Here is a 24,567-nt window from a genome sequence, read left to right on the forward strand (position 1 = left end):
ACGGCTGAGTGTGGGAGCGAGCCTGCTCGCGAAGACGGGCTGACAGGCGCCGACTAAACCTCTGGTTTCGCAGCAGGTTGCCACAAAATCTCCGCCACCCCCTGCCTTCTGGCAATCAACCTCGCCGCCACAAACAACAAATCCGAAAGCCGATTGATATACGCCAACCCCACCCCGGCCAGCGGCTCCAGCGCATTCAGGTGCTGACACCGGCGCTCGGCGCTGCGTGCCAGGCTGCGGCAGACGTGAGCCTGGGCAATCAGCTGCGAGCCGCCCGGCAAAATGAAATTCTCCAGCGGCCCCAGTTCTTCATTCCACACATCGATCGCCGCTTCCAGGCGCTCGATTTCTGCGGCGTTCAATGCCTGATACTCCGGCATCGCCAGTTCGCCCCCAAGGTCAAACAACCGGTGCTGACAGGGCGCCAATACCTCGATCACTTCATTGAGCCCCGGATATTCGGCACTTTGCGCCGCCAATTCGGCCAGCAGCACCCCCACCTGACTGTTCAGCGTGTCGACCTCGCCAATGGCCTCGATCCGCGGGTGATCCTTGGGCACACGGCGACCATCGCCCAGTCCGGTTTCGCCTTTGTCGCCGGTGCGGGTGTAAATCTTCGACAAGCGAAAGCCCATGGGTTACCTCGATAGCTGATTGAGTTCTTGTGAGACGAGCGGGGTGCCCGCCAGGGGCAGGCGCAGGGTGAAGCAGGTGCCTTGGCCCAGGGTCGATTGCACCTCCATCTGTCCCTTATGGTTGTTGGTGATAATAAAATACGAAACCGACAGTCCCAGGCCTGTGCCCTGGCCAATCTCCTTGGTGGTGAAAAACGGTTCGAAGGTACGCTTGCGCACGTTTTCACTCATGCCGATGCCGTTGTCCTCTACCTGGATTTCCGCCCAGGGCGGATTGAGTCGGGTGCGCAGAATGATCCGCCCCGGCTCGCGGTCGTCTTCACGCTGATGAATGGCCTGGGCGGCGTTTTTCAGCAGGTTGAGCAGCACCTGTTCCAATTCGTTGGCCGTGCCGGGCACCGGACCCAGTGCCGGGTCGAACTGGCGAATGATGGCCTGGCCCTTGAAGTCGAAACCGATCGCCAGGTCAAAGTCGTTACCGGCGATTTCCACCGCTTGATCGATCAGTGCCGGCAGGTCGCACGGAGCCATTTGCCGGGTGCTGCGGCGACTGAAGCTGAGCATGTGGGTGACGATTTTCGCCGCGCGGGCACCGGCCTGTTGAATGCCATCGAGCAGCTGCGGCACTTCCCGCGCTTGCAGGTATTCGTTGACCGTCGACAGCTCAACGCCAACCTGTTCGGCTTGTTCGAGGTTCTTCGGCAATTCGGGAGACAGCCGGCGACGGATGTTCTGCACGTTATGCAGGATGGCGCCCAGCGGGTTGTTGATCTCGTGGGCCATGCCGGCAGCGAGACCGCCGACGGAGAGCATTTTCTCCGACTGCACCATCATTTCTTCCAGTGACAGGCGCTGGGTAATGTCGTCGATCCGGATCACCACGCCACGCCCGGCGCCGCCCATCAATGGATAAAAGGTCAGGGCGTAATGCCGAGCGTCATCGTCCTTGACCCAGGTGACGCGCTCGATCTTGGCCACCGTGTGTTGTTCGACGGTTTGCTTGAGCTGCGGAAGAAAGGGCTTGAGTGGCTCGAAAGCAAGGAAGATCGGCTGGTTCAGGGCTTCGTCCAGGCGGGTGCCGGAGAGGGCGCTGGCTTCCTGGTTCCACTGCGTCACGTAGAGCTGTTCGTCGAGGGCGATCAGCGCCGATGGCATGGAGTCGATGATGCTGTTGAGGTAGTTCTGGAATCCGGTGAGTTTCTTCTCGATCTTGCTGCGCACCTGGACTTCGAGTTCCAGTTTGCGATTGGTGTGCCGGGTTTCTTCGGCCAGGCCCTGAGCCTGGTCATAGGCTGCCTGTGAGTCGTCCCGCGCCCGTTTGAGTTGCTGTTCCCGCGCCTCGATGCGCGAAAGCATGGTGTTGAAGGCTTCGGCGAGGCTGCCGATTTCATCGTGGTTGCCGCGAGAGGCACGCAGGGCGTAGTTCTCTTCCCGGGTCACTTGCCGTGACAGCTCTTCGAGTTGATGGATAGGGCGGGTAATCAAGCGTTTGATCTGCCGTGCGATCACCAGCCATAGCAGGACACTGAAAATCAGGATGCCGAGGCTGGCGGTCAGGGTTCCGGTATAGAACGCCATTGGCAGTTCGCTGCTGGCCACCAAAAGCAAATGCCCGGGAGCGGTGCCCGGACGGGGCAGGGTGATCACCTGATTGCTGCGAAATTCGGTGGCTTGCCAGGATTCGATGTGCCGGTAACGCTCCGGCAGCTTTAGATGGTCACCGTGTTGCAGCTGCGCCAGGCGTTCGCCCTTGCCGTCATACAGGGCGGCGGCACGCAGCGGTGAATAGCTGTTGAGTTCATCGAGCAGGCGTTGTGCGCTTTGTGGCGATGCCAGCGCTTCGGAGATCAGGCTCGGATTGGACACCAGCCGGCCGATGGTTTGCAGGGCCTGGGGCGCCATGCTTTCCTGGGAAATGTAATACGCGGCGCTGATAAAGGTCAGGTTGGCGACCAGCAGGACAGTGGTCAACAGCACCAACAGGGCGGCCAGGAGTTTCTGGCCGACAGGAAGGTTTTCAAGGCGCTGGCGCAATGGCATCAGGTTTATCGCTGCAAAGGAACAAGTGGCCAGCGTAGCCGCTGCTCAGTCGCTGGGCAATCCAAGGCTGTGCAGGCGAGCGATCAACCTTGACTCGAGCTGATTGAGGTGCGGCAGGTTCAATTGGTGCCTGGAGGCGACTTTGCAGGCATGACCAAGCAGGTAGCTGATTTCGGTGCGGCGCCGGTTGCTGACATCCTGGTACATCGACGAGTAGTTGGCGGCGGTGGCATGGATGACCCGTTCGACTTCCAGTTGCAGGTTCTCGGCAGCGGCAGGCTGGCCGCAACGTTCAAGCAGTTCGGTCAGTTCGCCGCAAAGGGTGGCGACTTCACAGTGATGCTCTTGCAAACCGCCATTGCGGCAGTCGTGCAGCACCGTCAGCGGGTTGATCGCACAGTTGAGTGCCAGTTTGCGCCACAGCCGGGTCAGGATTTCGATGCTCCACTCATGGGGAATGCCGGCGGCGTCCAGGTCGTCCAGCCAGATCGGAGCAACGGGATGACCGGCGTCCCCCAGCCAGGTGAACCCGTGGCCGGCGAAGACCACGCGCCAGTCGCCATCGCGGAAGGCCCCTTCGGTGCTGGAGGCATAAATGCAGCGCGCCTGTGGAACCTGTGCTGCGACGGCATCCTGACTGCCCAAACCGTTCTGCAACAGAATCAGTTCGGCGTCGGGGGCCAGGCGTGGCGCCAATTGGGCGACGGCGTGTTCAGCGTCGTAGGCTTTGCAGGCAACCAGCAGACGCTGGATGGGGGCCTGATTGTCGGGCGTTTCGGCGGGCACCGGATAGCATTGGGTTTCACCGTGCTCGACCAGTGTCAGCCCGCCAGCCGCCTCATAGGCCTGCAAGCGCGTGGCATCGCGCACGATCAACCGCACCGGCACCCCGGCTCGGGCCAGGCGCGTGGCCCACAACGTGCCGAGACTGCCGGCGCCCAGGACATGCCAGGTGGTGGCCATCAGCTTTTTGCTCTGTTTAACGCGTGCATGGACGGCTCGCAGTGAATGATGGGAAAGACCCGTTATAATCAGCGCGGATTTTTACCGCAAGCCAGGCGTGCTCCATTGGTGCGCCTTTTATTGGAGAGATTACATGCCGTCGTTCGACGTGGTATCCGAACTGGACAAACACGAAGTCACCAACGCGGTCGAGAACGCCGTGAAGGAACTCGATCGTCGCTATGACCTGAAAGGCAAGGGCAGCTTCGAATTCAAGGAAAAGGACCTGACCGTCAACCTGACCGCTGAAGCGGATTTCCAGCTTGAAGCGATGATCGAGATCCTCAAGCTGTGCCTGGTCAAGCGCAAGATCGATGTGCAGTGCCTTGAGGTCAAGGACGCATTTGCTTCGGGCAAACTGATGAAACAGGAAGCCGTGCTCAAGGAAGGCATCGACAAGGAGCTGGCGAAGAAGATCGTCGCTCACGTCAAAGACGCCAAGCTCAAGGTCCAGGCCGCCATTCAGGGCGAGCAGGTGCGCATCACCGGCAAGAAGCGTGACGACCTGCAGGAAGCCATTGCGGTGCTGCGTGCCAAGGAATTCGGCATGCCGCTGCAGTTCAACAACTTCCGCGACTGACGCTCAGAGCGGGACCTGTGGGAGCGAGCCTGCTCGCGAAAGCGGTGTGTCATTCAACAGTGATGTCGACTGATATGCCCTCTTCGCGAGCAGGCTCGCTCCCACCTGGATTGTGTTCAATCCGGCAGGACCTTTCTGCCGCTTAATTTTTTCGCGTGCCGGATCGCCGCAAATCAGGAGAACGTAGATGGATTTGAATGCTGAAGTGGATAACCTGGTCAAGGTATCCCAAACCTGGATTCCGATGATCATGGAATACGGCAGCCGTGTGTTGCTGGCCATCATTACCCTTGCCATCGGTTGGTGGCTGATCAACAAGGTCACACAAAAGCTCGGCGGCCTGATCGCCCTGCGTAACGCCGACCTGGCGCTGCAAGGTTTCATCAGCAGCCTGGCGAACATCATTCTGAAGATTCTGCTGGTTGTCAGCGTGGCATCGATGATCGGCGTGGAAACCACCTCGTTCGTGGCGGCCATCGGTGCGGCGGGTCTGGCCATTGGCCTGGCCTTGCAGGGCAGCCTGGCGAACTTCGCCGGCGGCGTGTTGATTCTGCTGTTCCGTCCTTTCCGTATCGGTGACTGGATCGAAGCCCAGGGTGTTGCCGGTACGGTCGACAGTATCCAGATCTTTCACACCGTACTGCGCACTGGCGATAACAAAACCATCATCGTGCCAAACGGTAACCTGTCCAACGGCATCATCACCAACACCAACCGTCAGCCGACCCGCAAGGTGGTGTTTGATGTGGGTGTCGACTATGAGGCGGATCTGCAAAAGGCTCGTCATGTATTGCTGGAGCTGGCCAAGGACCCACGTGTTTTGGCTGATCCGGAACCGCAGGCAGTCATTTCGACGCTGGGTGACAGTTCGATCACTGTTTCACTGCGTGTCTGGGTTAAAACAGCGGATTACTGGGATGTGCTGTTCATGTTTAACGAACAGTCCCGTGATCGATTGAAAACTGCCGGTATCGACATTCCCTTTCCACAGCGGGTTGTTCGTGTGGTTCAGGAAGCATCGGTACAGTAAGCGTTCTTTCATTAGTTACTGCATGAGCCCGAGGGATTAATAGTCCCTTGGGCTTTTTTGTAACTATTGATCGGTTCATTGAAAAAAGTACTAATGTTATGCGCGGAAGTTGTTTGCTGCTGAGTTCAGCATGTGGCAGGCATAAAAAAACGCCCACCTGAAGAGGTGGGCGTTTTTTGATCTACAGTACTTCCGGTCTTACGCCCTGATTACAGGATGCTCAGCGGGTACTCGATGATCACACGGGTGTCGTAGTTGTCTTTCTGGTAGTCCGAGTATGCGCCGTTAGCACGGTAGTTGGCGAAACGCACACGGAACGACAGATCCTTGGCTGGACCTTCCTGAACAACGTACTTGGACTCGACGTTCCACTCGTTTTCCTTACCTTCGCCTTCACCTTCAACGGTGATGTTGTCACCCATCACGTAACGGGTCATGAAGCTCAGGCCTGGAACGCCGTATTCCTTCATGTTCAGGTCATAGCGAGCTTGCCAGGACTTCTCGTCACGACCCACGAAGTCGGAGATCTGGATGGAGTTGGCAACGAAGATGGTGCTGTTACCGTCAACGCCATAGTAGTAAGCGTTGTCACCGCTGGAACGCTGGTAAGCCACGGTGAACTTGTGCGCGCCCAGGCTGTAAGCTGCTGCCAGGGACCACAGGTTGTTGTCTACGCCTGCGTGGCCGTCGCCGAGAGCTTCAACCAGGTCGCCGCGATCATCGCCTTTGGTTTTGTAACCGTTGAGGTCGAAGTTCAGGGACTGACTGTCGTTGATCGGCAGGGTGTAGTTCAGGTTGACGTAGTACTTCTTGAAGTAGTCTTCAGCATCGGACGCAGCCAGGGCGCCGGTGAAGTTGTCGGTGAAGGCGTAGCTGGCACCGAAGATGTTGATGGCGTTGCTCAAGCCTTTGCCGTGGAGGCCATCTTCATCTGGCAAGCCGGCGATGCTGTCACGGCCCATGCCGGTTTGGGCACTCAGTGCGTTGAAGCGACCAGCGCTCAGTTCCAGGCCTTTGATTTCCTTGGAAGTGATCAGGGTACCGGTAGCAACTTCTGGCAGCATACGGCTGTCGTCGGTCGCGAATACTGGGCTGGCAACGAACTGCTGGCCCCATTTCACGGTAGTGTCGGAGAGACGCAGTTTGACTGCACCGCCAACCTTGCCCTGGGATTTCTGCGGATCGCCTTCGCTGTCGACAGCGAACAGGCCGTTACCGGCGCGGCCCGAACCGCCGTCCAGCTTGACGGCGCCCATGGCCATGGCGTCGAGACCAAAACCAACGGTACCTTGAGTGAAGCCCGACTCGTAGGTCAGCAGTTGGCTGATACCGGAGTCTTGACGATAGCCGGAAGTACCAGTTGAGTTCGAATCCCCGTTTTTGTAATCGCGGTTCATGTACTCAAAACGGGTTTTCAGTTTCAGGCTCTGGTCGCCGAAGAAACCCTTGGATTCTTCCTGGGAAGACGCCATTGCGAACTGCGAGGTGCCTGCTGCAACAGCCAGTGCGATCATGCTCCACTTCATCACGCGCATCGTGATTTGCTCCTTTGGTTTTTTAGAAGAGTACTGCCGCTCCACCTGTTTTATTATCTGGGCGGCTCTTTCTTTTTGTGTCGGCGCAAACTTATATCACGCCGACAATGTTGGCGATACTTGCGCATCTATCCTTTCAGCATCTTTACGACCCTGTCGCAAACAGCTTGCTAGATGTCGCAAATTTACAGCCTCGATGCAACCGGACTGACAACTTTAATGCTGTTTCTCTGGGCTGGTGCATCGGTAAAAAGAGTCCCTGGTGAAACGTGTGAATCTCCATCGGGCTACCCTGCCACTGTTTTTTTTAGTCTCAAGGCTTCCACTTCCAGCGGTGCCTTATAGACGATGTGGGTGTGAATGCAACAAGCGTGCACAAATCGGAAAACTGCCGATATTTTTTTCTGAAGCGCTGCCTGATGCCGTTAAAACCTCATAAAACCGGGGGGTTCATCCTGTTGGTGATTGGGCTTGACGCCATTCTTTGCATCGTGTTGACCATGCTGTTACCGCCCCGTGACAACCGAAAACGTTACCGGTTCACCCCGCCAGTGAGTAAAAGGCGGATGTTCGAACGACTCAGCGTAGACGCACTGTGCGGTTTTGGTGCAAAAAATCTCAATCGCTGTACTGAATTCATACAGTTCAGCGTTTTTCGACGTTTGAACGAATCGTTATCTGTCAGTCAGTTCAGCGTTTTTGCAGTCGGTGCTGGTTCCGTATTGGTGCGTTTTGGCGTCAGGTGTTACATCCCGGGGCAGTTTGAGTGGTGGCTTGGTGGTTCGTCGTGAAGACGGCTGCGTTCGCAGGTATGCTGCCGTCCAGTCGCTTGGTGCGCGTTCTCTCGGGATGGGCGCTAAGCTGAAAATGATGACCCGGCGGGAGTGCCCAAAAAGTGTTCGCTTTAGATCCACGACTTCAACAAGACACCCTACCGATCGGTGATTTCCCGTTGTGTCGGCTGCTGCTGTCCAATGACTCGAACTATCCCTGGTTCATCCTGGTACCTCGTCGCGACGATATCAGTGAGATATTTCAGTTGGATGTCGCCGATCAGCAGCAGCTATGGCAGGAAACCACGGCATTGGCAGAAACGCTCAAGGATTCATTCGACGCGGACAAGTTGAATGTCGCGGCCCTGGGTAATGTGGTCAGTCAGTTGCACATGCATGTGATCGTGCGCAAGCGGGAGGACGCCGCCTGGCCGGCTCCGGTCTGGGGCAAGCACCCTGCAAAGCCGTACAGTGTCGAACAGGTTGCCGCGATTCGCGAGCGGTTGCGTCTGGTGTTGACCGATGACTTCACGTTTCTGGAGGGTTGAATCATGAGCCTGGAAGAACGCGTTACCGATCTGGAAAGCCAGTTGGCGTTTCAGGATGACACCATCCAGGCATTGAATGATGTGCTGGCGGCGCAGCAGCGGGCCGTTGAACGCCTGCAGTTGCAAATGGCTGCGTTGCTCAAGCGCCAGGAAGAAATGGCTGGCCAGTTCGAGTCTTTCGAGGAAGAAGCGCCACCGCCGCATTATTGAAATGCAGGCATTAAAAAACCGCGAGCAGCTACAGGCTGTTCGCGGTTTTTTTATGGCTTCGGATCAGCGTCGCGGCAGGGCGGCGATCACATCTTCGGCTTGCAGGCCTTTGTCACGATTCATGACGGAGAACTCCACACGCTGGCCTTCGACCAGGACGCGGTGACCTTCGCCGCGAATGGCCCGGAAGTGCACGAAAATATCGTCGCCGGAGTCACGGGAAATAAAGCCGAAGCCTTTGGAGGTGTTGAACCACTTGACGGTGCCGGTATCGCGGTTGCTCATGTCATAGCTTGGCGCGGCAGCAGCCGGTGACGATTTGTAGAAGCTGATGGCCAGGTGCAGAACAACGGCAACCAGGGCTGCAACCAGGCTGAACAGAACGGCAGGTTGACCGGCAATGACGGGCATTGGCGCAAGCAGCGTCAGGGTTTGCACAACGACAGCCAGAACCAGCAGTGCGCTGACCAGGTTTTGCAGTTGATGGCGCGGGCCTTTGTTCCAGTTGGGGATGACTGGAGCGAGGGTGAGGTTGAGCAGGCCGAACAAGGCCAGGTACAGCGCATCGGGTTGTTGCAGGTAAGGTACGGCTTCGGTTCGCAGGCTAGGGATGAAGGACAGCAGCAAGGCTGCTGCGCCCATTAGCAGGTGGACGATTTTCAACATTTTGATTAACTCACGTTCAGACGGTTCACAAGGAAGAGCTGACGAGGCACGGTTCGCTTCAGAACAATAAGAGGCGTTGAGCACGTACCTGTTTATCAGCCTATGCGCAGCGCCCGGAAAATAAGGGCGCCAGCGACACACCGCCTATTTAACAGCAAAGCTTGTGGCTACTCAAATCAAGGAGTCCAGCGGTGCATCGGGGGCGATTTGTCGCAGGTCGAGATGGCATCCAGGGCTGCAGCGTGGCAGCAGGCTTGCTAGAGTGGTCCTGCACCTGTCGGATGAAATCCATCACCTTTAGGGGAAAAGCATGGCAATCGATATCGGTATCAGTGAAGAGGACCGCAAGTCCATTGTCGACGGACTTTCGCGCCTGCTGTCGGACACTTACGTCCTTTATTTGAAGACCCATAACTTCCATTGGAACGTCACCGGTCCCATGTTTCGGACCCTGCACTTGATGTTCGAGGAGCAATACAACGAATTGGCCCTGGCGGTCGATTCGATTGCCGAGCGAATTCGCGCGCTCGGATTCCCGGCTCCTGGTGCCTATTCTGTTTATGCGCGCCTGTCCTCTATAAAAGAGGAAGAGGGCGTACCGGCTGCCGAAGACATGATCAGGCAATTGGTAGAGGGGCAGGAGGCTGTGACGCGTACGGCTCGCGGAATTTTCCCTCTGCTCGAGAAAGTCAGTGACGAGCCGACGGCTGACCTGCTGACCCAGCGTATGCAAGTTCACGAAAAAACCGCATGGATGCTCCGTGCCCTGCTGGACCAGTAAAACCGGCGCGTGAATAACGCCTTATGGGGTGCTATTCGCGCGTTGCCTATGCTTGAGCGAAAATCACCTGCCTATTGAGTGAAATTTCGCCAGATAGAGCAGGAAAAGCTCGGGCGTAGGACGCTCTCCATGATCTGCCTTCAGTTGTTGGCTTCTCCTACGCGGATGGTCAAAAAGTCATCTGGATATAACTTTGCCCTCGCGGTTCTATAAGCGGACAGACTCTTATGGAAACCAGGGATGGCAAAGGAGTGTCAACGCAATGGTTGATGAAGACAGGCGCAAGGAAGGAAGGATCGGTCTGCTCAAGGACATAAGGATTGATCCGTTTGTCAGTGAATTCGATATGGGGCTTGCCCAGCCCTTGTCCCGCTCGGTGCGGTTGAATGGCTTCGCCACCTGCTTGCGGCTTGAGCAGGTTTACTGGGATATCCTGGCTGAAATGGCCAGGATCAATTGCTGCTCGGTCAGTGCATTGTTGTCTCACGTGGATCGCGAAGTGCATTTGCGTCATGGTGGGGTGAGGAATTTCACCGGGCTGGTGCGGGTTGTCTGTGTTGTGCATAGCTTGAAGGAAGGAGGCTGTGTGGCCGTTGCTCCGTCTGCGCGGTAAAAGGCTGCATGTCGATCCGTGCAGTCTTACGGCTGCACAGGCTGCATTTAATGGATATAATCCCGCTCTTTGCCGCAAAACCCAGCGTGCGCGGTAGCAATCTGATCGCCGAGACAACCCCCATGCCGATGTACGATTACCAATGTGCTTCCTGTGGTCATCAGTTGGAAGCCATTCAAAAGATCAGCGATGCACCGCTGGTCGACTGCCCTGCGTGCCAGGCACCAGAGCTCAAGAAGATGCTGTCCATGCCGGGTTTTCGCCTCAGCGGTACCGGCTGGTACGAGACCGATTTCAAGACCGGTTCCAAGAAGAATCTGGCCGGCGGCGACAAAGCTGACTAGGGCCATGCTCTGAACCGAGTGCTCTGAACGAACCAAACACGTGAGCGCTTGCCATGTCGGTCAACCGGCGTACGCAAGGTCTCCAACCGAATGTCGAATTACAGAAGTGAATCCACGACCATGATGCGCAGCCATTATTGCGGCCAACTGAACGAAAGCCTGGAAGGCCAGGAAATTACCCTTTGCGGATGGGTCCACCGTCGCCGTGACCACGGTGGGGTGATTTTCCTCGATATCCGTGATCGTGATGGTCTGGCCCAGGTGGTGTTCGACCCGGACCGCGCTGAAACCTTCGCCGTTGCCGATCGTGTGCGCAGCGAATACGTGGTCAAGGTCACCGGTAAGGTGCGCCTGCGTCCGGCCGGTGCCACCAACGCCAACATGGCGTCGGGCATGATCGAAGTGCTGGGCTACGAACTGGAAGTGCTGAACGAAGCGGAAACCCCGCCGTTCCCGCTCAACGATTACTCGGACGTCGGCGAAGAAACCCGTCTGCGCTATCGCTTCCTGGACTTGCGTCGCCCGGAAATGGCCGAGAAGCTGCGTCTGCGTTCGCGCATGACCACCAGCATCCGTCGCTATCTGGACGAGAACGGCTTCCTCGACGTCGAGACGCCGATCCTGACCCGTGCTACCCCGGAAGGTGCTCGCGACTACCTGGTACCAAGCCGTACCCACGCCGGTTCGTTCTTTGCCTTGCCGCAATCGCCACAGCTGTTCAAGCAGCTGCTGATGGTGGCCGGTTTCGATCGTTACTACCAGATCGCCAAGTGCTTCCGCGATGAAGACCTGCGTGCCGACCGCCAGCCGGAATTCACCCAGATCGACATCGAAACCAGCTTCCTCAATGAAGAAGACATCATTGGCCTGACCGAAGGCATGATCCGCAACCTGTTCAAGGAAGTGCTGGGTCTGGAATTCGGCGAGTTCCCGCACATGACCTTCGAAGAGGCCATGCGTCGTTACGGTTCGGACAAGCCGGACCTGCGTAACCCGCTGGAACTGGTTGACGTTGCCGACCAGCTCAAGGACGTTGAATTCAAAGTGTTCAGCGGTCCGGCCAACGACCCGAAAAGCCGCGTTGCCGCACTGCGCGTGCCGGGCGGGGCGAGCATGCCGCGCAGCAAGATCGACGACTACACCAAGTTCGTCGGCATCTACGGCGCCAAGGGCCTGGCGTACATCAAGGTCAACGAGCGCGCCAAAGGTGTCGAAGGCCTGCAGTCGCCAATCGTCAAGAACATTCCTGAAGCAGCCCTGAACGTGATCCTCGATCGTGTGGGTGCAGTCGATGGCGACATCGTGTTCTTCGGTGCCGACAAAGCCAAGATCGTCAGCGAAGCCCTGGGTGCGCTGCGGATCAAGGTCGGTCACGACTTCAATCTGCTGACCTGCGAATGGGCACCGATGTGGGTGGTCGACTTCCCGATGTTCGAAGAGAACGACGACGGCAGTTTCACCGCCTTGCACCACCCGTTCACCGCACCGAAGTGCACGCCGCAAGAGCTGGAAGCCAACCCGGCTACCGCGCTGTCCCGTGCCTACGACATGGTGTTGAACGGTACCGAGCTGGGTGGCGGTTCGATCCGTATCCACCGTAAAGAGATGCAGCAGACAGTATTCCGTCTGCTGGGTATCGACGAAGCGGAACAGGAAGAGAAATTCGGCTTCCTGCTCGATGCACTGAAATACGGTGCGCCACCGCACGGTGGTCTGGCCTTCGGCCTGGACCGTCTGGTGATGCTGATGACCGGCGCCCAGTCGATCCGTGAAGTGATCGCCTTCCCGAAAACCCAGAGCGCGGCGGACGTCATGACTCAGGCACCGGGGCAGGTGGATGCCAAGGCATTGCGCGAACTGCACATTCGTCTGCGTGAAACGCCTAAGGCCGAGTAAGGCTGACCTGAAGGGCGCATCTTCGGATGCGCCTTTCGTTTTTTGACAGGGTCGATTTTTTTGTTTGCCGGCCGGCGCTATCCAGCGTGGCGGGCGATGTTTCAAAGAGAATTCGGAGCGAGTTATGGCAGGTCATTCCAAGTGGGCGAACATCAAGCACCGCAAAGAACGTCAGGATGCCAAGAGAGGCAAGATCTTCACCAAGTGGATTCGTGAGCTGACTGTCGCTGCCCGTCAGGGTGGTGGCGATCCAGGCTCCAACCCGCGTCTGCGCCTGGCCCTGGACAAGGCGCTTGGTGCGAACATGAGCCGCGACATCATTGATCGCGCCATCGCCCGTGGCACCGGTGCTGCCGACACTGACGACGTGGTTGAGCTGACCTACGAAGGTTACGGTCCTGGCGGCGTGGCGGTGATGGTCGAGTGCATGACCGACAACCGCAACCGCACGGCAGCGGCAGTGCGCCATGCGTTCAGCAAGTGCGGCGGCAACCTCGGCACCGACGGTTCGGTTGCGTATCTGTTCGAGCGCAAGGGGCAGATTTCCTTCGCGCCCGGCGTCGATGAAGATGCGTTGATGGAAGCGGCCATGGAAGCCGATGCCGATGACGTGGTGACCAACGAAGACGGGTCCATCGATGTATTCACTTCGTTTGCCGGGTTCTATTCCGTGCGTAACGCGCTGGAAGCGGCGGGTTTCAAGGGTAATGACGCGGAAATCGTCATGCTGCCGACCACCAGCGCCGAGCTGGATCTGGAAGGCGCGGAAAAAGTCCTCAAGCTGATCGACATGCTCGAAGACCTGGATGACGTGCAGAACGTCTATTCCAACGCGGATATTCCGGAGTCGGTGGCTGCACAGCTCGGTTAAGGGCGACCAGAGTCCATTGTGGGAGCGGGCTTGCTCGCGAATGCGGATTTTCAGGCAGTATCGTTGCTGAATATGGAACCGCTTTCGCGAGCAGGCTCGCTCCCACATTTGTTATTCGATTTTCTTGCTTTTACTGAACCCGCAGGCGTTATGACTTTAATCCTTGGTATCGACCCCGGTTCGCGCATTACCGGTTATGGCGTGGTACGCGATACCGGACGTGGCTGCGAGTACGTGGCTTCTGGTTGCATCCGCACCGGAGCCGGCGAACTGCATGAACGCCTGCAGATTGTCTATCGCGGGGTGCGGGAGATCATTCAGACCTACCGTCCAGTGACCATGGGCATTGAAAAGGTGTTCATGGCGCGCAACGCTGATTCCGCCCTGAAGCTGGGGCAGGCCCGTGGTGCTGCCATCGTGGCGGGCGCAGAAGAAAGCCTGGAGATTGCGGAATACACCGCGACCCAGGTCAAGCAGGCAGTGGTCGGCACCGGTGCCGCCAACAAGGAACAGGTGCAAATGATGGTCATGCACATGCTGAAGCTGACCAGCAAACCGCAAATCGATGCGTCGGACGCCCTGGCCATTGCCATTTGCCATGCTCACACCCGTTCCAGTCTGTTGCCCCATGGCCTGGGTACGGCACGCAGTCGTGGCGGGCGTCTGAGTCTCTGATAGCATCAGCAGTCAATTTTAGGGAATGAGGTGTTTGCGCCTGGGTTGTCGGCGCGAATTCCTCATTCTGTCAGTCGCTGGCTTCGAGCTGGCCAACGCTCAAGGATCTGTAACGTGATTGGACGCTTGCGCGGCACACTGGCTGAGAAACAGCCGCCGCATCTGATTCTGGATGTAAACGGCCTGGGTTATGAGCTTGAAGTGCCCATGACCACGCTTTATCGCTTGCCGTCGGTCGGCGAGCCGCTGACGTTGCACACCCATTTGGTCGTACGCGAAGACGCGCAGTTACTCTATGGCTTCGTCGGCAAGCGCGAGCGAGACTTTTTTCGCGAGTTGATCCGTCTCAATGGCGTGGGTCCGAAACTGGCCCTGGCCCTGATGTCGAGCCTGGAAGTCGACGAACTGGTCCGTTGCGTGCAGTCCCAGGATACCTCGGCGCTGACCAAGGTGCCGGGTGTGGGCAAGAAAACCGCCGAGCGTCTGCTGGTGGAGCTCAAGGATCGCTTCAAGGCCTGGGAAACCGTGCCGAGCATGTTCGCCCTGGTGCCGAACCAGCCGGACGGACCCGCGCCGGTCAATACCGCCGAGAACGACGCGGTCAGCGCGCTGATTTCCCTGGGCTACAAGCCGCAGGAAGCCAGCAAGGCGATTTCCGCGATCAAGGAGAAAGGCTTGAGCAGTGAAGACATGATTCGTCGTGCCCTGAAGGGAATGATCTAAGTGATTGAAGCTGATCGTCTGATCGCCGCCACGGGTGGTCCCCGTGACCGCGAGGAAGTCCAGGACCGGGCGATTCGTCCCGTCAGCCTGGCCGAATACATTGGCCAGCCGACCGTTCGCGAGCAAATGGAGTTGTTCATCCAGGCTGCCCGAGGGCGCAACGAATCCCTGGACCACACCCTGATTTTTGGTCCTCCGGGATTGGGTAAAACCACCCTGGCCAACATCATTGCCCAGGAAATGGGGGTTTCGATCAAAAGCACCTCGGGGCCGGTCCTCGAGCGTCCGGGTGACCTGGCGGCGTTGCTGACCAACCTCGAGCCGCACGACGTGCTGTTTATCGACGAGATCCATCGCCTGTCGCCGATCGTTGAAGAGGTGCTGTACCCGGCGATGGAAGATTTCCAGCTCGACATCATGATCGGCGAAGGCCCGGCCGCGCGCTCGATCAAGCTCGATCTGCCGCCGTTCACCCTGGTCGGCGCGACAACGCGGGCGGGGATGTTGACCAACCCGTTGCGTGACCGTTTCGGGATCGTCCAACGCCTGGAGTTCTACAGCAACGCCGATCTGTCGACGATTGTCAGTCGTTCGGCGAACATTCTTGGCTTGCCGCTGGACCCGGAGGGCGCCTTCGAAATCGCCCGGCGTGCCCGCGGCACGCCGCGGATCGCCAACCGCTTGCTGCGCCGGGTGCGGGACTTCGCGGAAGTTCGTGCCAAGGGCCATATCACCAAACCTATTGCCGACCTGGCCCTGAACCTGCTGGACGTCGATGAGCGCGGCTTCGATCACCAGGATCGACGTCTGTTGCTGACCATGATCGAGAAGTTCGATGGCGGGCCGGTCGGGGTCGACAGTCTCGCGGCGGCCATCAGTGAAGAGCGCCACACCATTGAAGACGTGCTGGAACCCTACCTGATTCAGCAGGGCTACATCATGCGTACCCCGCGGGGCCGGGTGGTGACGCGGCATGCGTACCTGCACTTCGGCTTAAACATTCCGTCACGATTGGGCGAGATGCCCGTGGTAGACGAGTTTCTCGATGCCGTGGACGATTAATTAACTTTTGCGGGCTGAATTTTCGGGCATTGTGCTGTCCTAGGACCGTACTTTCGCCAGAAAGCCGCAGAACATTGAAAAACAGTTGCCTGGCCGGATTGGCAACCCGAGGAGTAAGCACTAGAGTATGCGCGCGCAAAACGGGCTTGAGCCTTTCGCACATCGTTGTCGCGTTTATTACGAGGACACCGATGCGGGCGGCATCGTGTATTACGTCAATTACCTCAAGTTTATGGAACGGGCTCGAACCGAGCGGCTACGAGAGCTGGGCTTTGCCCAATCGCAGCTGGCAGGGGAGGACCTGTTGTTCGTCGTGCATTCCAGCGAAGCGCGCTACCACGCGCCGGCGCGACTGGATGACGAGCTGCTGGTAAGCGCTGAAGTAATCGAATTGAACCGTGCCAGCTTGCGCTTCAAGCAGCAGGTCAGGCGGGCCACGGATAATGCACTGCTCTGTGAAGGGCAGTTTCTGGTGGCCTGTGTGCGCACTGAAAGTTTAAAACCCCGGGCCATTCCCGAAGCTCTACGAGCGGCCTTTGCCGACCTGAGCGGCGCGGGTACACACTCAAAGCAGGAGATAAAGCGTGGAAGCTAACGTCGTCGACCATTCCTCCATGTGGAGCCTGGTCAGCAATGCCAGTATCGTGGTGCAACTGGTAATGCTGACCCTGGTAGCCGCATCGGTGACCTCATGGATCATGATCTTTCAGCGCAGCAACCTGCTGCGCGCCGGTCGACGCGCCCTGGAGAGCTTCGAAGAGCGCTTCTGGTCGGGTATCGACCTGTCCAAACTCTACCGTCAGGCGGGCAGCAACCCGGACCCGGATTCGGGTGTCGAGCAGATCTTCCGTGCCGGTTTCAAGGAATTCTCCCGTCTGCGCCAGCAGCCAGGCGTTGACCCGGAGGCGGTCATGGAAGGTGTGGCTCGTGCCATGCGCGTTGCCATTTCCCGTGAAGAAGAAAAGCTCGAGCAGAGCCTGCCGTTCCTGGCCACCGTCGGTTCTGTCAGCCCGTACATCGGTCTGTTCGGTACCGTCTGGGGCATCATGAACTCCTTCCGTGGCCTGGCGACTGCCCAGCAAGCGACCCTGGCCACCGTTGCGCCAGGTATCGCCGAAGCCCTGATCGCCACCGCGATCGGTCTGTTCGCCGCCATCCCGGCCGTTATCGCTTACAACCGCTTCGCCGCTCGCAGCGAAACCCTGCTGGGCCGTTACTACACCTTCGCCGATGAATTCCAGGCGATCCTGCACCGCAAAGTGCACACCAGCGAAGAATAAGCAGGTAATTTCCAATGGCTTTAACCGCTCGAGCTCGCAAAAAGCGCAAGCCGGTCGCCGAGATGAACGTGGTGCCTTACATCGACGTGATGTTGGTGCTGCTGGTCATCTTCATGGTGACCGCGCCGATGCTCAATCAGGGCGTGAAAGTTGATCTGCCGAAGGTTTCCAGCGAAGCCTTGCCGCAGGACAACAACACCCAGGTCCTGACCATTTCGATCAAATCTGACAAGACCTATTACTGGAACCTTGGCAGCGAAGTCGATACCGAAAAGCAACAAGATCGCGCCATGACCCTGCCGCAGATGACTGACGCGGTGACCAAGATCATTCGCGTCGGCAACGAAGGCGGCAAGCGTACCCAGGTCTTCATTCGCGGCGACAAGAGCGTCGACTATGGTTCCGTGATGGGCGCCATGGGCGGGTTGCAGAAAGCCGGGGTCGGTAATGTTGGCTTGATTACCGAGGCGCCCTGATGCAGCAACAGCGAGAGCCGTCCGCCTCGGAAAGCTACTTCTGGCCTAGTGTCTGGGCGATTGGCTTGCACGTGCTGGTGTTCGGCATGCTGTTCGTCAGTTTTGCCTTCACACCGGAGCTGCCGCCGGCCAAGCCGATTGTTCAGGCAACCCTGTACCAGCTGAAATCGAAAAGTCAGGCAACCACCCAGACCAATCAGAAGATTGCGGGTGAGGCGAAGAAATCCGCCGCGCGCCAGACCGAAGAAGAGCAGATGGAACAGAAGAAGGTCGAGCAGGAAGCAGTGAAGGCTGCGGAACAAAAGAAAGAAGAAGCGGCTCAAAAGGCCGAGGAAGCCAAGAAGGCCGACGAGTCCAAGAAAGCGGAAGAGGCGAAAAAGGCTGATGAAGCCAAGAAAGCCGACGACGCGAAAAAGGCCGCCGAAGCCAAGAAGGCAGAAGAGAAACAATTGGCTGATATAGCCAAGAAGAAAGCGGAAGAAGAAGCCAAGAAGGCTGCTGAAGAAGAGGCCAAGAAAGCGGCCGCTGAAGAAGCGAAGAAAAAGATCGTCGAAGACGCGAAGAAGAAAGCCGCGGAAGACGCCAAGAAGAAAGCTGAAGCTGAAGAGGCGAAGAAGAAAGTCGCCGAAGAAGCGAAGAAGAAAGCTGCTGCCGATGCTGCGAAGAAGAAAGCGCAGGATGCGGCACGTAAATCCGCCGAAGACAAAAAGGCTCAGGCCCTGGCAGATTTGCTTTCCGATACGCCGCAGCGTCAGCAGGCCTTGGCCGATGAGCAGGGTGACGAAGTCGCCGGCAGTTTCGATGACCTGATTCGAGCTCGTGCAGCGGAAGGCTGGGCCCGTCCACCTTCGGCCCGCAAAGGCATGACGGTCGTGTTGCAAATCGGCATGTTGCCGGACGGTACGGTGACTTCGGTCAGCGTGTCCAGGTCCAGTGGTGACGGTCCGTTTGACGCATCGGCTGTAGCGGCGGTGAAGAATATTGGACGTTTGACAGAAATGCAGGGAATGAAGCCGAGCGATTTTGCTCCGTATCGTTCATTCAAGATGACATTCACACCTGAGGATCTAGCCTTGTGAGAAACCTTCTTCGAGGAATGCTGGTCGCTATCTGCTGCATGGCAGGGATGGCGATGGCAGATGAGAAAAACATTCTGGTAACAAGCGGCAGCGATCGGGCCACTCCGATCGCGGTCGTGCCGTTCGGCTTCCAGGGCGGCAGCGTGCTGCCGGACGACATGGCCGAAATCATCGGTAACGACCTGCGCAACTCGGGTTACTACTCGCCGATTCCAAAACAGAACATGATCAGCCAGCCAAGCCAGGCCAGCGAAATCATCTTCCGTGACTTCAAGGCGCTGGGTGCCCAGTACGTCATGGTCGGCAGCATTGTTCCGGCGGGCGGTCGCCTGCAGGTTCAATACGCATTGTTCAACGTCGCTACCGAGCAGCAAGTGCTGACCGGCAGCGTGTCGGGCGGCGTCGATCAACTGCGCGACATGTCGCACTACATCTCCGACCAGTCGTTCGAAAAACTCACCGGTATCAAAGGTGCGTTCTCGACTCGCCTGCTGTACGTGACGGCCGAGCGCTTCTCCGAGAAGAACACTCGCTACACGCTGCAACGTTCGGACTATGACGGTGCCCGCGCCGTGACCCTGCTGCAATCGCGCGAGCCGATCCTGTCGCCGCGTTTCGCACCGGATGGCAAGCGCATCGCCTACGTCTCGTTCGAGCAGAAGCGTCCGCGCATTTTCATGCAGAACATCGACACCGGTCGCCGTGAACAGATCACCAACTTCGAAGGCCTGAACGGTGCGCCAGCCTGGTCGCCGGATGGCAATCGCCTGGCATTCGTCTTGTCCAAAGATGGCAACCCGGACATCTATGTGATGAACCTGGGTTCGCGTCAGATCAGTCGCGTCACCAACGGCCAGGGCATCAACACCGAACCGTTCTGGGGCAAGGATGGTTCGACCATCTACTTCACCTCCGACCGTGGCGGCAAACCGCAGATCTACAAAACCAGCGTGGGTGGTGGCGGTGCCGAGCGTGTGACTTTCGTCGGTAACTACAACGCCAACCCTAAGCTGTCGGCTGACGAAAAGACCCTGGTGATGATCCACCGCCAGGACGGTTTCACCAATTTCAAGGTGGCGGCTCAGGATTTGCAGCGCGGTAGTGTAAAGATCCTCACTGATAGCACTCTGGACGAGTCGCCTACTGTTGCGCCCAACGGCACCATGGTAATCTACGCCACCCGCCAGCAGGGCCGGGGAGTCTTGATGCTCGTGTCCATCAATGGACGCGTAAGGCTCCCGCTTCCTACCGCACAAGGCGAAGTCAGAGAACCTTCCTGGTCCCCTTACCTGAACTGACGCGGCGCTTTACGTTTTACTTAACACACTGGGGTTCATTAGGAGTTTCACGATGGAAATGCTGAAGTTTGGTAAATTTGCTGCGCTGGCTCTGGCCATGGCTGTAGCTGTAGGTTGCTCGTCCAAAGGCGGCGACAATGCCGGTGAAGGCGCGGTAGATCCAAACGCTGGTTACGGCGCAAACACTGGTGCAGTTGACGGCTCCCTGAGCGAAGAAGCTGCTCTGCGCGCAATCACCACTTTCTACTTCGAATACGACAGCTCGGACCTGAAGCCAGAAGCCATGCGCGCTCTGGACGTTCACGCCAAAGACCTGAAAGCAAACGGCGCTCGCGTTGTTCTGGAAGGCAACACCGACGAACGTGGTACTCGTGAGTACAACATGGCACTGGGCGAGCGTCGTGCGAAAGCCGTTCAACGCTACCTGGTACTGCAAGGTGTTTCCCCAGCTCAGCTGGAACTGGTTTCCTACGGCGAAGAGCGTCCAGTTGCTACCGGCAACGACGAGCAGTCCTGGGCTCAAAACCGTCGCGTCGAACTGCGTAAGTAATTCGTCATGCGAACGTGCCGTCGTGCTGTAACTGTTCTGGCTCTCAGTCTCGCACCGTTTGCGGTGTGGGCTGAGGTTCCTGTGGTCGATAATGACTCCGGCTATAACAATAGCGGGAGCAGTTATCCGCCTGCGGGTTACGGTACGAACGGCGCCTATGCCGGGGGAGGGGTTTCGGCCCCTGTCTCGGCACAGGGCCAGCTGTTCAACCAACTGCAACAAATGCAGGATCAGATCTCGCGCCAACAGGGTGTGATTGAAGAACTGCAAAATGATGTAGCGCGCATGAAGCAAGAGAGCCTGGAGCGATATCAGGATCTTGATCGGCGCATAGGATCCGGCGTTGCACCAGCCGCGACTCCCGATAATTCTTCCACCGGTGGCGATTTGAATGCCCCCGGTGCAGCAGCAGGCGCAGCCGCCGGTGCAGGAGCAGCAGCCGCTCAAGCACCCGCCGCGGGCAGCGAGCCGGCAGACCCGGCGAAGGAAAAGCTCTACTACGACGCAGCCTTCGACCTGATCAAGGCCAAGGATTTCGACAAGGCCAGCCAGGCTTTCGCCGCATTCCTGCGCAAATACCCGAATAGCCAATACGCGGGCAATGCCCAGTACTGGTTGGGTGAGGTGAACCTGGCCAAAGGTGATCTGCAAGGTGCAGGTCAGGCGTTTGCCAAGGTTTCACAGCTTTACCCGAAGCACGCCAAAGTGCCTGATTCGCTGTATAAGCTCGCTGATGTAGAGCGCCGCCTCGGTCATACCGACCGGGTCAAAGGCATTCTGCAGCAGGTGGTTTCCCAATATCCGGGTACTTCCGCCGCTCAGTTGGCACAGCGTGATCTGCAAAAAATGTAAGGGCTGCTTGACCTGTTTCGAAGAAACCCGCGCTTGTCGCGGGTTTTTTGTTAGAATTCTTCCCCTTTTTTCTGAAACACGCTTTTTGGGATCTGCGCATTGCCGGGGTTCCTTGAAGTGCCTGACGGAGGCGGACAGCCTGTTTAGCTGTTACGCCCGTGGCGACTATGCAAGACACATTGAGAATCACCGAAGTTTTCTACTCGTTGCAGGGTGAAACTCGGACTGCCGGCCTGCCCACGGTTTTTGTGCGCCTGACCGGTTGCCCGTTGCGTTGCCAATACTGCGACAGCGCCTACGCCTTCACCGGCGGAACCATTCGCACGCTCGACGACATCCTTGAGCAAGTGGCAGGGTTCCGTCCGCGTTACGTCTGTGTCACGGGCGGCGAGCCCCTGGCGCAACCCAACGCCATTCCATTGCTCAAGCGGTTGTGTGACGCCGGTTACGAAGTGTCACTGGAAACCAGTGGTTCTATCGATATCTCGGCCGTGGATCCTCGGGTCAGTCGTGTCGTCGACCTGAAGACTCCGGGTTCGAAGGAAGCCCATCGCAATCGTTACGAAAACATTGAACTGCTCACGCCCAACGATCAGGTGAAATTTGTCATCTGCTCGCGGGAAGACTATGACTGGTCCGTTTCCAAGCTGATCCAGTACGGTCTGGACCAGCGCGCCGGGGAAGTCCTGTTCTCGCCAAGTCATCACGACCTCAATGCTCGGGATCTCGCTGACTGGGTGGTGGCGGACAATCTGCCAGTGCGCCTGCAATTGCAGCTGCATAAATATCTTTGGAATGACGAGCCGGGGCGCTGATATGACTGAACAATTGAACACTGTGGAAAAACGTGCGGTCATCCTCCTGTCCGGTGGCCTGGATTCGGCAACCGTCGTGGCCATGGCTCGCGCTGAAGGCTACAGCTGCTACACCATGAGTTTCGACTATGGTCAGCGTTCCCACGCAGAGCTGTATGCCGCCGAGCGTGTCGCCCGTGACTTGGGTGTGGTCGAGCACAAGGTGATCGGTCTGAACCTGAACGGCATCGGCGGCTCGGCGCTGACCGACAGCAGTATCGACGTGCCGGAAGTAGCGGGGGAAGGCATCCCGGTGACTTACGTGCCGGCACGCAACACGGTGTTCCTGTCACTGGCGTTGGGTTGGGCCGAAGTGCTGGGTGCGCGTGACATTTTTATCGGTGTGAACGCTGTCGACTACTCCGGTTATCCTGACTGCCGCCCAGAGTTCGTCGAGGCCTTCGAGCGCATGGCCAATCTGGCCACCAAGGCCGGTGTTGAAGGGCAGGGCTTCCGTATTCAGGCACCCCTGCAAAACCTGAGCAAGGCACAGATTGTCCAGGCAGGTGTGAAGCTTGGGGTGGACTACGGCCTGACCGTTTCCTGCTATCAGGCCGATGACGATGGCCGCGCCTGCGGCAAATGCGACAGTTGCCGCCTGCGTGCGGAAGGCTTTGCGGCGGCCGGAATCAGCGATCCAACACCTTATTTTTGATTTATTTCAAAATAGGTGTTGAATAGTCCTTAAAAATCAGTATTATACGCGCCACCACACAGCGGGTCGTTAGCTCAGTTGGTAGAGCAGTTGGCTTTTAACCAATTGGTCGTAGGTTCGAATCCCACACGACCCACCATTTTCAAGCTGTTTTAAAAGTCTGGAAGGCCCACGAAAGTGAGGATTTCCGGATTTTTTTTTGCCCGCGATTTAAGTCCGCCCGATTCCCGGACCGTACTGCATGACACAGATCAGAATCATCTTTTGCATCCACGGGATATTCTGTAGCCTTGCGCAGCTTCAACGCTGTCCGTGCCTGATCAATACTCACTTTCCCGGCGGTACCCTGTTGGGTCCGGAGCCGGGTGTATACTCGACTTTCGCGCGAATGCGCCTGCAGGTCTTGCGAACATGACGCAGATTTCCGAACGCCTTCTGGTTCAAGCCCACCTCGACGCCAAGCAGCCCAAGCCGCTGACAGCCGATGAGGAAGCTTATTACCGTTCTGCCATCGCTGCCGAGCTCAAGGCTCAGGACGCAGTGCTGGTGGCCCACTTCTATTGCGATCCGATCATTCAGGCCCTGGCCGAAGAAACCGGTGGCTGCGTTTCCGACTCGCTGGAAATGGCCCGCTTCGGCAATGCCCATCCGGCCAAGACCGTGGTGGTCGCCGGGGTCAAATTCATGGGCGAAACGGCCAAGATCCTCAACCCCGAAAAGCGCATCCTGATGCCGACGCTGGAAGCCACGTGCTCGCTGGACCTGGGTTGCCCGGTCGACGAGTTTTCCGCGTTCTGCGACCAGCATCCCGAGCGTACGGTGGTGGTCTATGCCAACACGTCGGCAGCGGTAAAAGCGCGGGCGGACTGGGTGGTGACGTCGAGCTGCGCGCTGGAGATCGTTGAAAGCCTGATGGACAACGGCGAAACCATTATCTGGGGGCCAGACAAGCATCTGGGCACTTACATCCAGCGCCAGACCGGTGCCGACATGCTGCTGTGGGACGGAGCTTGCATCGTTCACGAAGAGTTCAAGTCCAAGCAGCTCGAGGACATGAAGGCGCTGTATCCCGATGCGGCGATCCTGGTGCATCCGGAGTCGCCCACCTCGGTGATCGAGCTGGCAGACGCTGTGGGTTCCACCAGTCAGTTGATCGCGGCGGCACAGACGCTGCCGAACAAAACCCTGATTGTCGCCACTGATCGCGGCATCTTCTACAAGATGCAGCAGTTGTGCCCGGACAAGGTGTTTATCGAAGCGCCAACCGCCGGCAACGGGGCCGCATGCCGCAGTTGCGCACACTGCCCGTGGATGGCGATGAATACCCTTGAGCGCACGCTGAAGAGCTTGAAAGAGGGGACCAACGAGATCTTTGTCGATCCTGCGCTGATTCCCCAGGCCATTCGGCCGCTCAAGCGCATGTTGGATTTCACCCAGGCTGCGCGGATGAAGTTGGCAGGCAACGCTTAATAGCGCTCAAACCGCAAAAAACTGTGGGAGCGAGCCTGCTCGCGAAGAGGGCGTATCAGCTGACATTAA

General features: G+C 57.9%; 28 protein-coding genes and 1 tRNA gene. 24 read left to right on the plus strand and 5 right to left on the minus strand.

The features are described from left to right. Window positions 1-53: 53 nt before the first annotated feature. Genes ACW9HW_RS18700 through ACW9HW_RS18710 form a run of 3 tightly spaced genes read right to left on the minus strand, consistent with a single transcriptional unit; the run spans window position 54 to window position 3,638 of the window. Window positions 54-635 carry a cob(I)yrinic acid a,c-diamide adenosyltransferase gene (locus ACW9HW_RS18700; RefSeq protein ID WP_457401215.1) on the minus strand — a complete coding sequence of 194 codons (582 nt, stop codon included), beginning with the start codon at window positions 633-635 and terminating at the stop codon, window positions 54-56. 3 nt (window positions 636-638) lie between these two features. After that, window positions 639-2,675, minus strand: coding sequence for a sensor histidine kinase (locus ACW9HW_RS18705; RefSeq protein WP_095193159.1), 2,037 nt, complete (start codon window positions 2,673-2,675; stop codon window positions 639-641). A gap of 45 nt (window positions 2,676-2,720) precedes the next feature. Beyond that, a complete protein-coding gene (locus ACW9HW_RS18710) occupies window positions 2,721-3,638 on the minus strand; it encodes a putative 2-dehydropantoate 2-reductase (protein ID WP_457401217.1) in 918 nt (305 codons plus the stop codon). 133 nt (window positions 3,639-3,771) lie between these two features. On the opposite strand from ACW9HW_RS18710, the gene ACW9HW_RS18715 reads away from it, so the two are divergent. Continuing rightward, window positions 3,772-4,257, plus strand: coding sequence for a YajQ family cyclic di-GMP-binding protein (locus tag ACW9HW_RS18715; RefSeq protein ID WP_095193161.1), 486 nt, complete (start codon window positions 3,772-3,774; stop codon window positions 4,255-4,257). Between the two features lie 187 nt (window positions 4,258-4,444). Then, the gene (locus ACW9HW_RS18720; RefSeq protein WP_095193162.1) at window positions 4,445-5,287 is read left to right on the plus strand and encodes a mechanosensitive ion channel family protein; all 843 of its coding nucleotides are present in this window, start codon (window positions 4,445-4,447) and stop codon (window positions 5,285-5,287) included. A 209-nt stretch (window positions 5,288-5,496) separates the two neighbouring features. On the opposite strand, the gene ACW9HW_RS18725 is transcribed toward ACW9HW_RS18720, so the two are convergent. Beyond that, window positions 5,497-6,822: an OprD family porin gene (locus tag ACW9HW_RS18725; RefSeq protein WP_457401220.1), complete on the minus strand. Its 1,326-nt coding sequence runs from the start codon at window positions 6,820-6,822 to the stop codon at window positions 5,497-5,499. Window positions 6,823-7,178: 356 nt separating this feature from the next. Between ACW9HW_RS18725 and ACW9HW_RS18730 the strand changes: the two genes are divergently transcribed. From ACW9HW_RS18730 to ACW9HW_RS18740, 3 genes are all read left to right on the plus strand, one after another. After that, window positions 7,179-7,613 (plus strand): hypothetical protein, encoded by a 435-nt coding sequence (locus ACW9HW_RS18730; protein ID WP_457401221.1) that lies wholly within the window; start codon window positions 7,179-7,181, stop codon window positions 7,611-7,613. 104 nt (window positions 7,614-7,717) lie between these two features. Then, window positions 7,718-8,143: an HIT family protein gene (locus ACW9HW_RS18735; RefSeq protein ID WP_095193164.1), complete on the plus strand. Its 426-nt coding sequence runs from the start codon at window positions 7,718-7,720 to the stop codon at window positions 8,141-8,143. Between the two features lie 3 nt (window positions 8,144-8,146). Next, window positions 8,147-8,353 (plus strand): SlyX family protein, encoded by a 207-nt coding sequence (locus ACW9HW_RS18740; protein ID WP_137803948.1) that lies wholly within the window; start codon window positions 8,147-8,149, stop codon window positions 8,351-8,353. Between the two features lie 63 nt (window positions 8,354-8,416). Here the strand turns inward: ACW9HW_RS18740 and ACW9HW_RS18745 are convergent, their stop codons facing one another. Further along, the gene (locus tag ACW9HW_RS18745) at window positions 8,417-9,019 is read right to left on the minus strand and encodes a cold-shock protein (RefSeq protein WP_095193166.1); all 603 of its coding nucleotides are present in this window, start codon (window positions 9,017-9,019) and stop codon (window positions 8,417-8,419) included. Between the two features lie 310 nt (window positions 9,020-9,329). On the opposite strand from ACW9HW_RS18745, the gene ACW9HW_RS18750 reads away from it, so the two are divergent. The 19 genes from ACW9HW_RS18750 to nadA all read left to right on the plus strand — a co-directional run bounded on the left by ACW9HW_RS18750 (window position 9,330) and on the right by nadA (window position 24,498). Next, window positions 9,330-9,800, plus strand: coding sequence for a Dps family protein (locus ACW9HW_RS18750; RefSeq protein ID WP_095193167.1), 471 nt, complete (start codon window positions 9,330-9,332; stop codon window positions 9,798-9,800). 262 nt (window positions 9,801-10,062) lie between these two features. After that, the gene (locus ACW9HW_RS18755) at window positions 10,063-10,413 is read left to right on the plus strand and encodes a ribbon-helix-helix domain-containing protein (protein ID WP_095193168.1); all 351 of its coding nucleotides are present in this window, start codon (window positions 10,063-10,065) and stop codon (window positions 10,411-10,413) included. A 122-nt stretch (window positions 10,414-10,535) separates the two neighbouring features. After that, window positions 10,536-10,757 (plus strand): FmdB family zinc ribbon protein, encoded by a 222-nt coding sequence (locus tag ACW9HW_RS18760; RefSeq protein ID WP_007977333.1) that lies wholly within the window; start codon window positions 10,536-10,538, stop codon window positions 10,755-10,757. A 120-nt stretch (window positions 10,758-10,877) separates the two neighbouring features. After that, the gene (gene aspS, locus ACW9HW_RS18765) at window positions 10,878-12,653 is read left to right on the plus strand and encodes an aspartate--tRNA ligase (RefSeq protein WP_095193169.1); all 1,776 of its coding nucleotides are present in this window, start codon (window positions 10,878-10,880) and stop codon (window positions 12,651-12,653) included. Between the two features lie 124 nt (window positions 12,654-12,777). Next, window positions 12,778-13,524 (plus strand): YebC/PmpR family DNA-binding transcriptional regulator, encoded by a 747-nt coding sequence (locus ACW9HW_RS18770; protein ID WP_095193170.1) that lies wholly within the window; start codon window positions 12,778-12,780, stop codon window positions 13,522-13,524. A gap of 150 nt (window positions 13,525-13,674) precedes the next feature. Continuing rightward, a complete protein-coding gene (gene ruvC / locus ACW9HW_RS18775) occupies window positions 13,675-14,199 on the plus strand; it encodes a crossover junction endodeoxyribonuclease RuvC (protein WP_457401224.1) in 525 nt (174 codons plus the stop codon). 114 nt (window positions 14,200-14,313) lie between these two features. Next, window positions 14,314-14,922, plus strand: a complete 609-nt coding sequence (ruvA, locus tag ACW9HW_RS18780) for a Holliday junction branch migration protein RuvA (RefSeq protein WP_095193172.1) — start codon at window positions 14,314-14,316, stop codon at window positions 14,920-14,922. Continuing rightward, entirely contained in the window at window positions 14,923-15,984 is a 1,062-nt protein-coding gene (gene ruvB, locus ACW9HW_RS18785) for a Holliday junction branch migration DNA helicase RuvB (RefSeq protein ID WP_095193173.1), read from the plus strand. A 127-nt stretch (window positions 15,985-16,111) separates the two neighbouring features. Further along, the gene (gene ybgC / locus ACW9HW_RS18790; protein ID WP_457401227.1) at window positions 16,112-16,579 is read left to right on the plus strand and encodes a tol-pal system-associated acyl-CoA thioesterase; all 468 of its coding nucleotides are present in this window, start codon (window positions 16,112-16,114) and stop codon (window positions 16,577-16,579) included. Then, window positions 16,569-17,264, plus strand: coding sequence for a protein TolQ (gene tolQ, locus ACW9HW_RS18795; RefSeq protein WP_007995636.1), 696 nt, complete (start codon window positions 16,569-16,571; stop codon window positions 17,262-17,264). The genes ybgC and tolQ overlap by 11 nt, the downstream gene beginning before the upstream one ends. 14 nt (window positions 17,265-17,278) lie before the next feature. Next, window positions 17,279-17,740, plus strand: coding sequence for a protein TolR (gene tolR / locus ACW9HW_RS18800; protein ID WP_457401229.1), 462 nt, complete (start codon window positions 17,279-17,281; stop codon window positions 17,738-17,740). Next, the gene (gene tolA / locus ACW9HW_RS18805; RefSeq protein ID WP_095193176.1) at window positions 17,740-18,819 is read left to right on the plus strand and encodes a cell envelope integrity protein TolA; all 1,080 of its coding nucleotides are present in this window, start codon (window positions 17,740-17,742) and stop codon (window positions 18,817-18,819) included. Before tolR ends, tolA begins: the two co-directional genes overlap by 1 nt. A gap of 17 nt (window positions 18,820-18,836) precedes the next feature. Beyond that, window positions 18,837-20,117, plus strand: a complete 1,281-nt coding sequence (tolB, locus tag ACW9HW_RS18810; RefSeq protein ID WP_371917511.1) for a Tol-Pal system beta propeller repeat protein TolB — start codon at window positions 18,837-18,839, stop codon at window positions 20,115-20,117. 52 nt (window positions 20,118-20,169) lie between these two features. Further along, a complete protein-coding gene (gene pal, locus ACW9HW_RS18815; RefSeq protein WP_003178634.1) occupies window positions 20,170-20,667 on the plus strand; it encodes a peptidoglycan-associated lipoprotein Pal in 498 nt (165 codons plus the stop codon). A 6-nt stretch (window positions 20,668-20,673) separates the two neighbouring features. After that, window positions 20,674-21,519 (plus strand): tol-pal system protein YbgF, encoded by an 846-nt coding sequence (gene ybgF, locus ACW9HW_RS18820; RefSeq protein ID WP_095193178.1) that lies wholly within the window; start codon window positions 20,674-20,676, stop codon window positions 21,517-21,519. A gap of 167 nt (window positions 21,520-21,686) precedes the next feature. Then, window positions 21,687-22,334, plus strand: coding sequence for a 7-carboxy-7-deazaguanine synthase QueE (gene queE / locus ACW9HW_RS18825; protein WP_095193179.1), 648 nt, complete (start codon window positions 21,687-21,689; stop codon window positions 22,332-22,334). A gap of 1 nt (window position 22,335) precedes the next feature. Next, on the plus strand, window positions 22,336-23,028 hold the full coding sequence (gene queC, locus ACW9HW_RS18830; protein WP_095193180.1) for a 7-cyano-7-deazaguanine synthase QueC: 693 nt from the start codon (window positions 22,336-22,338) through the stop codon (window positions 23,026-23,028). A 63-nt stretch (window positions 23,029-23,091) separates the two neighbouring features. Then, a tRNA-Lys gene (locus ACW9HW_RS18835) sits at window positions 23,092-23,167 on the plus strand. 272 nt (window positions 23,168-23,439) lie between these two features. Next, window positions 23,440-24,498 carry a quinolinate synthase NadA gene (gene nadA / locus ACW9HW_RS18840; protein ID WP_095193181.1) on the plus strand — a complete coding sequence of 353 codons (1,059 nt, stop codon included), beginning with the start codon at window positions 23,440-23,442 and terminating at the stop codon, window positions 24,496-24,498. The last annotated feature ends 69 nt before the right edge of the window (window positions 24,499-24,567 follow it).

The organism is Pseudomonas sp. SDO5532_S415, assembly GCF_054071155.1.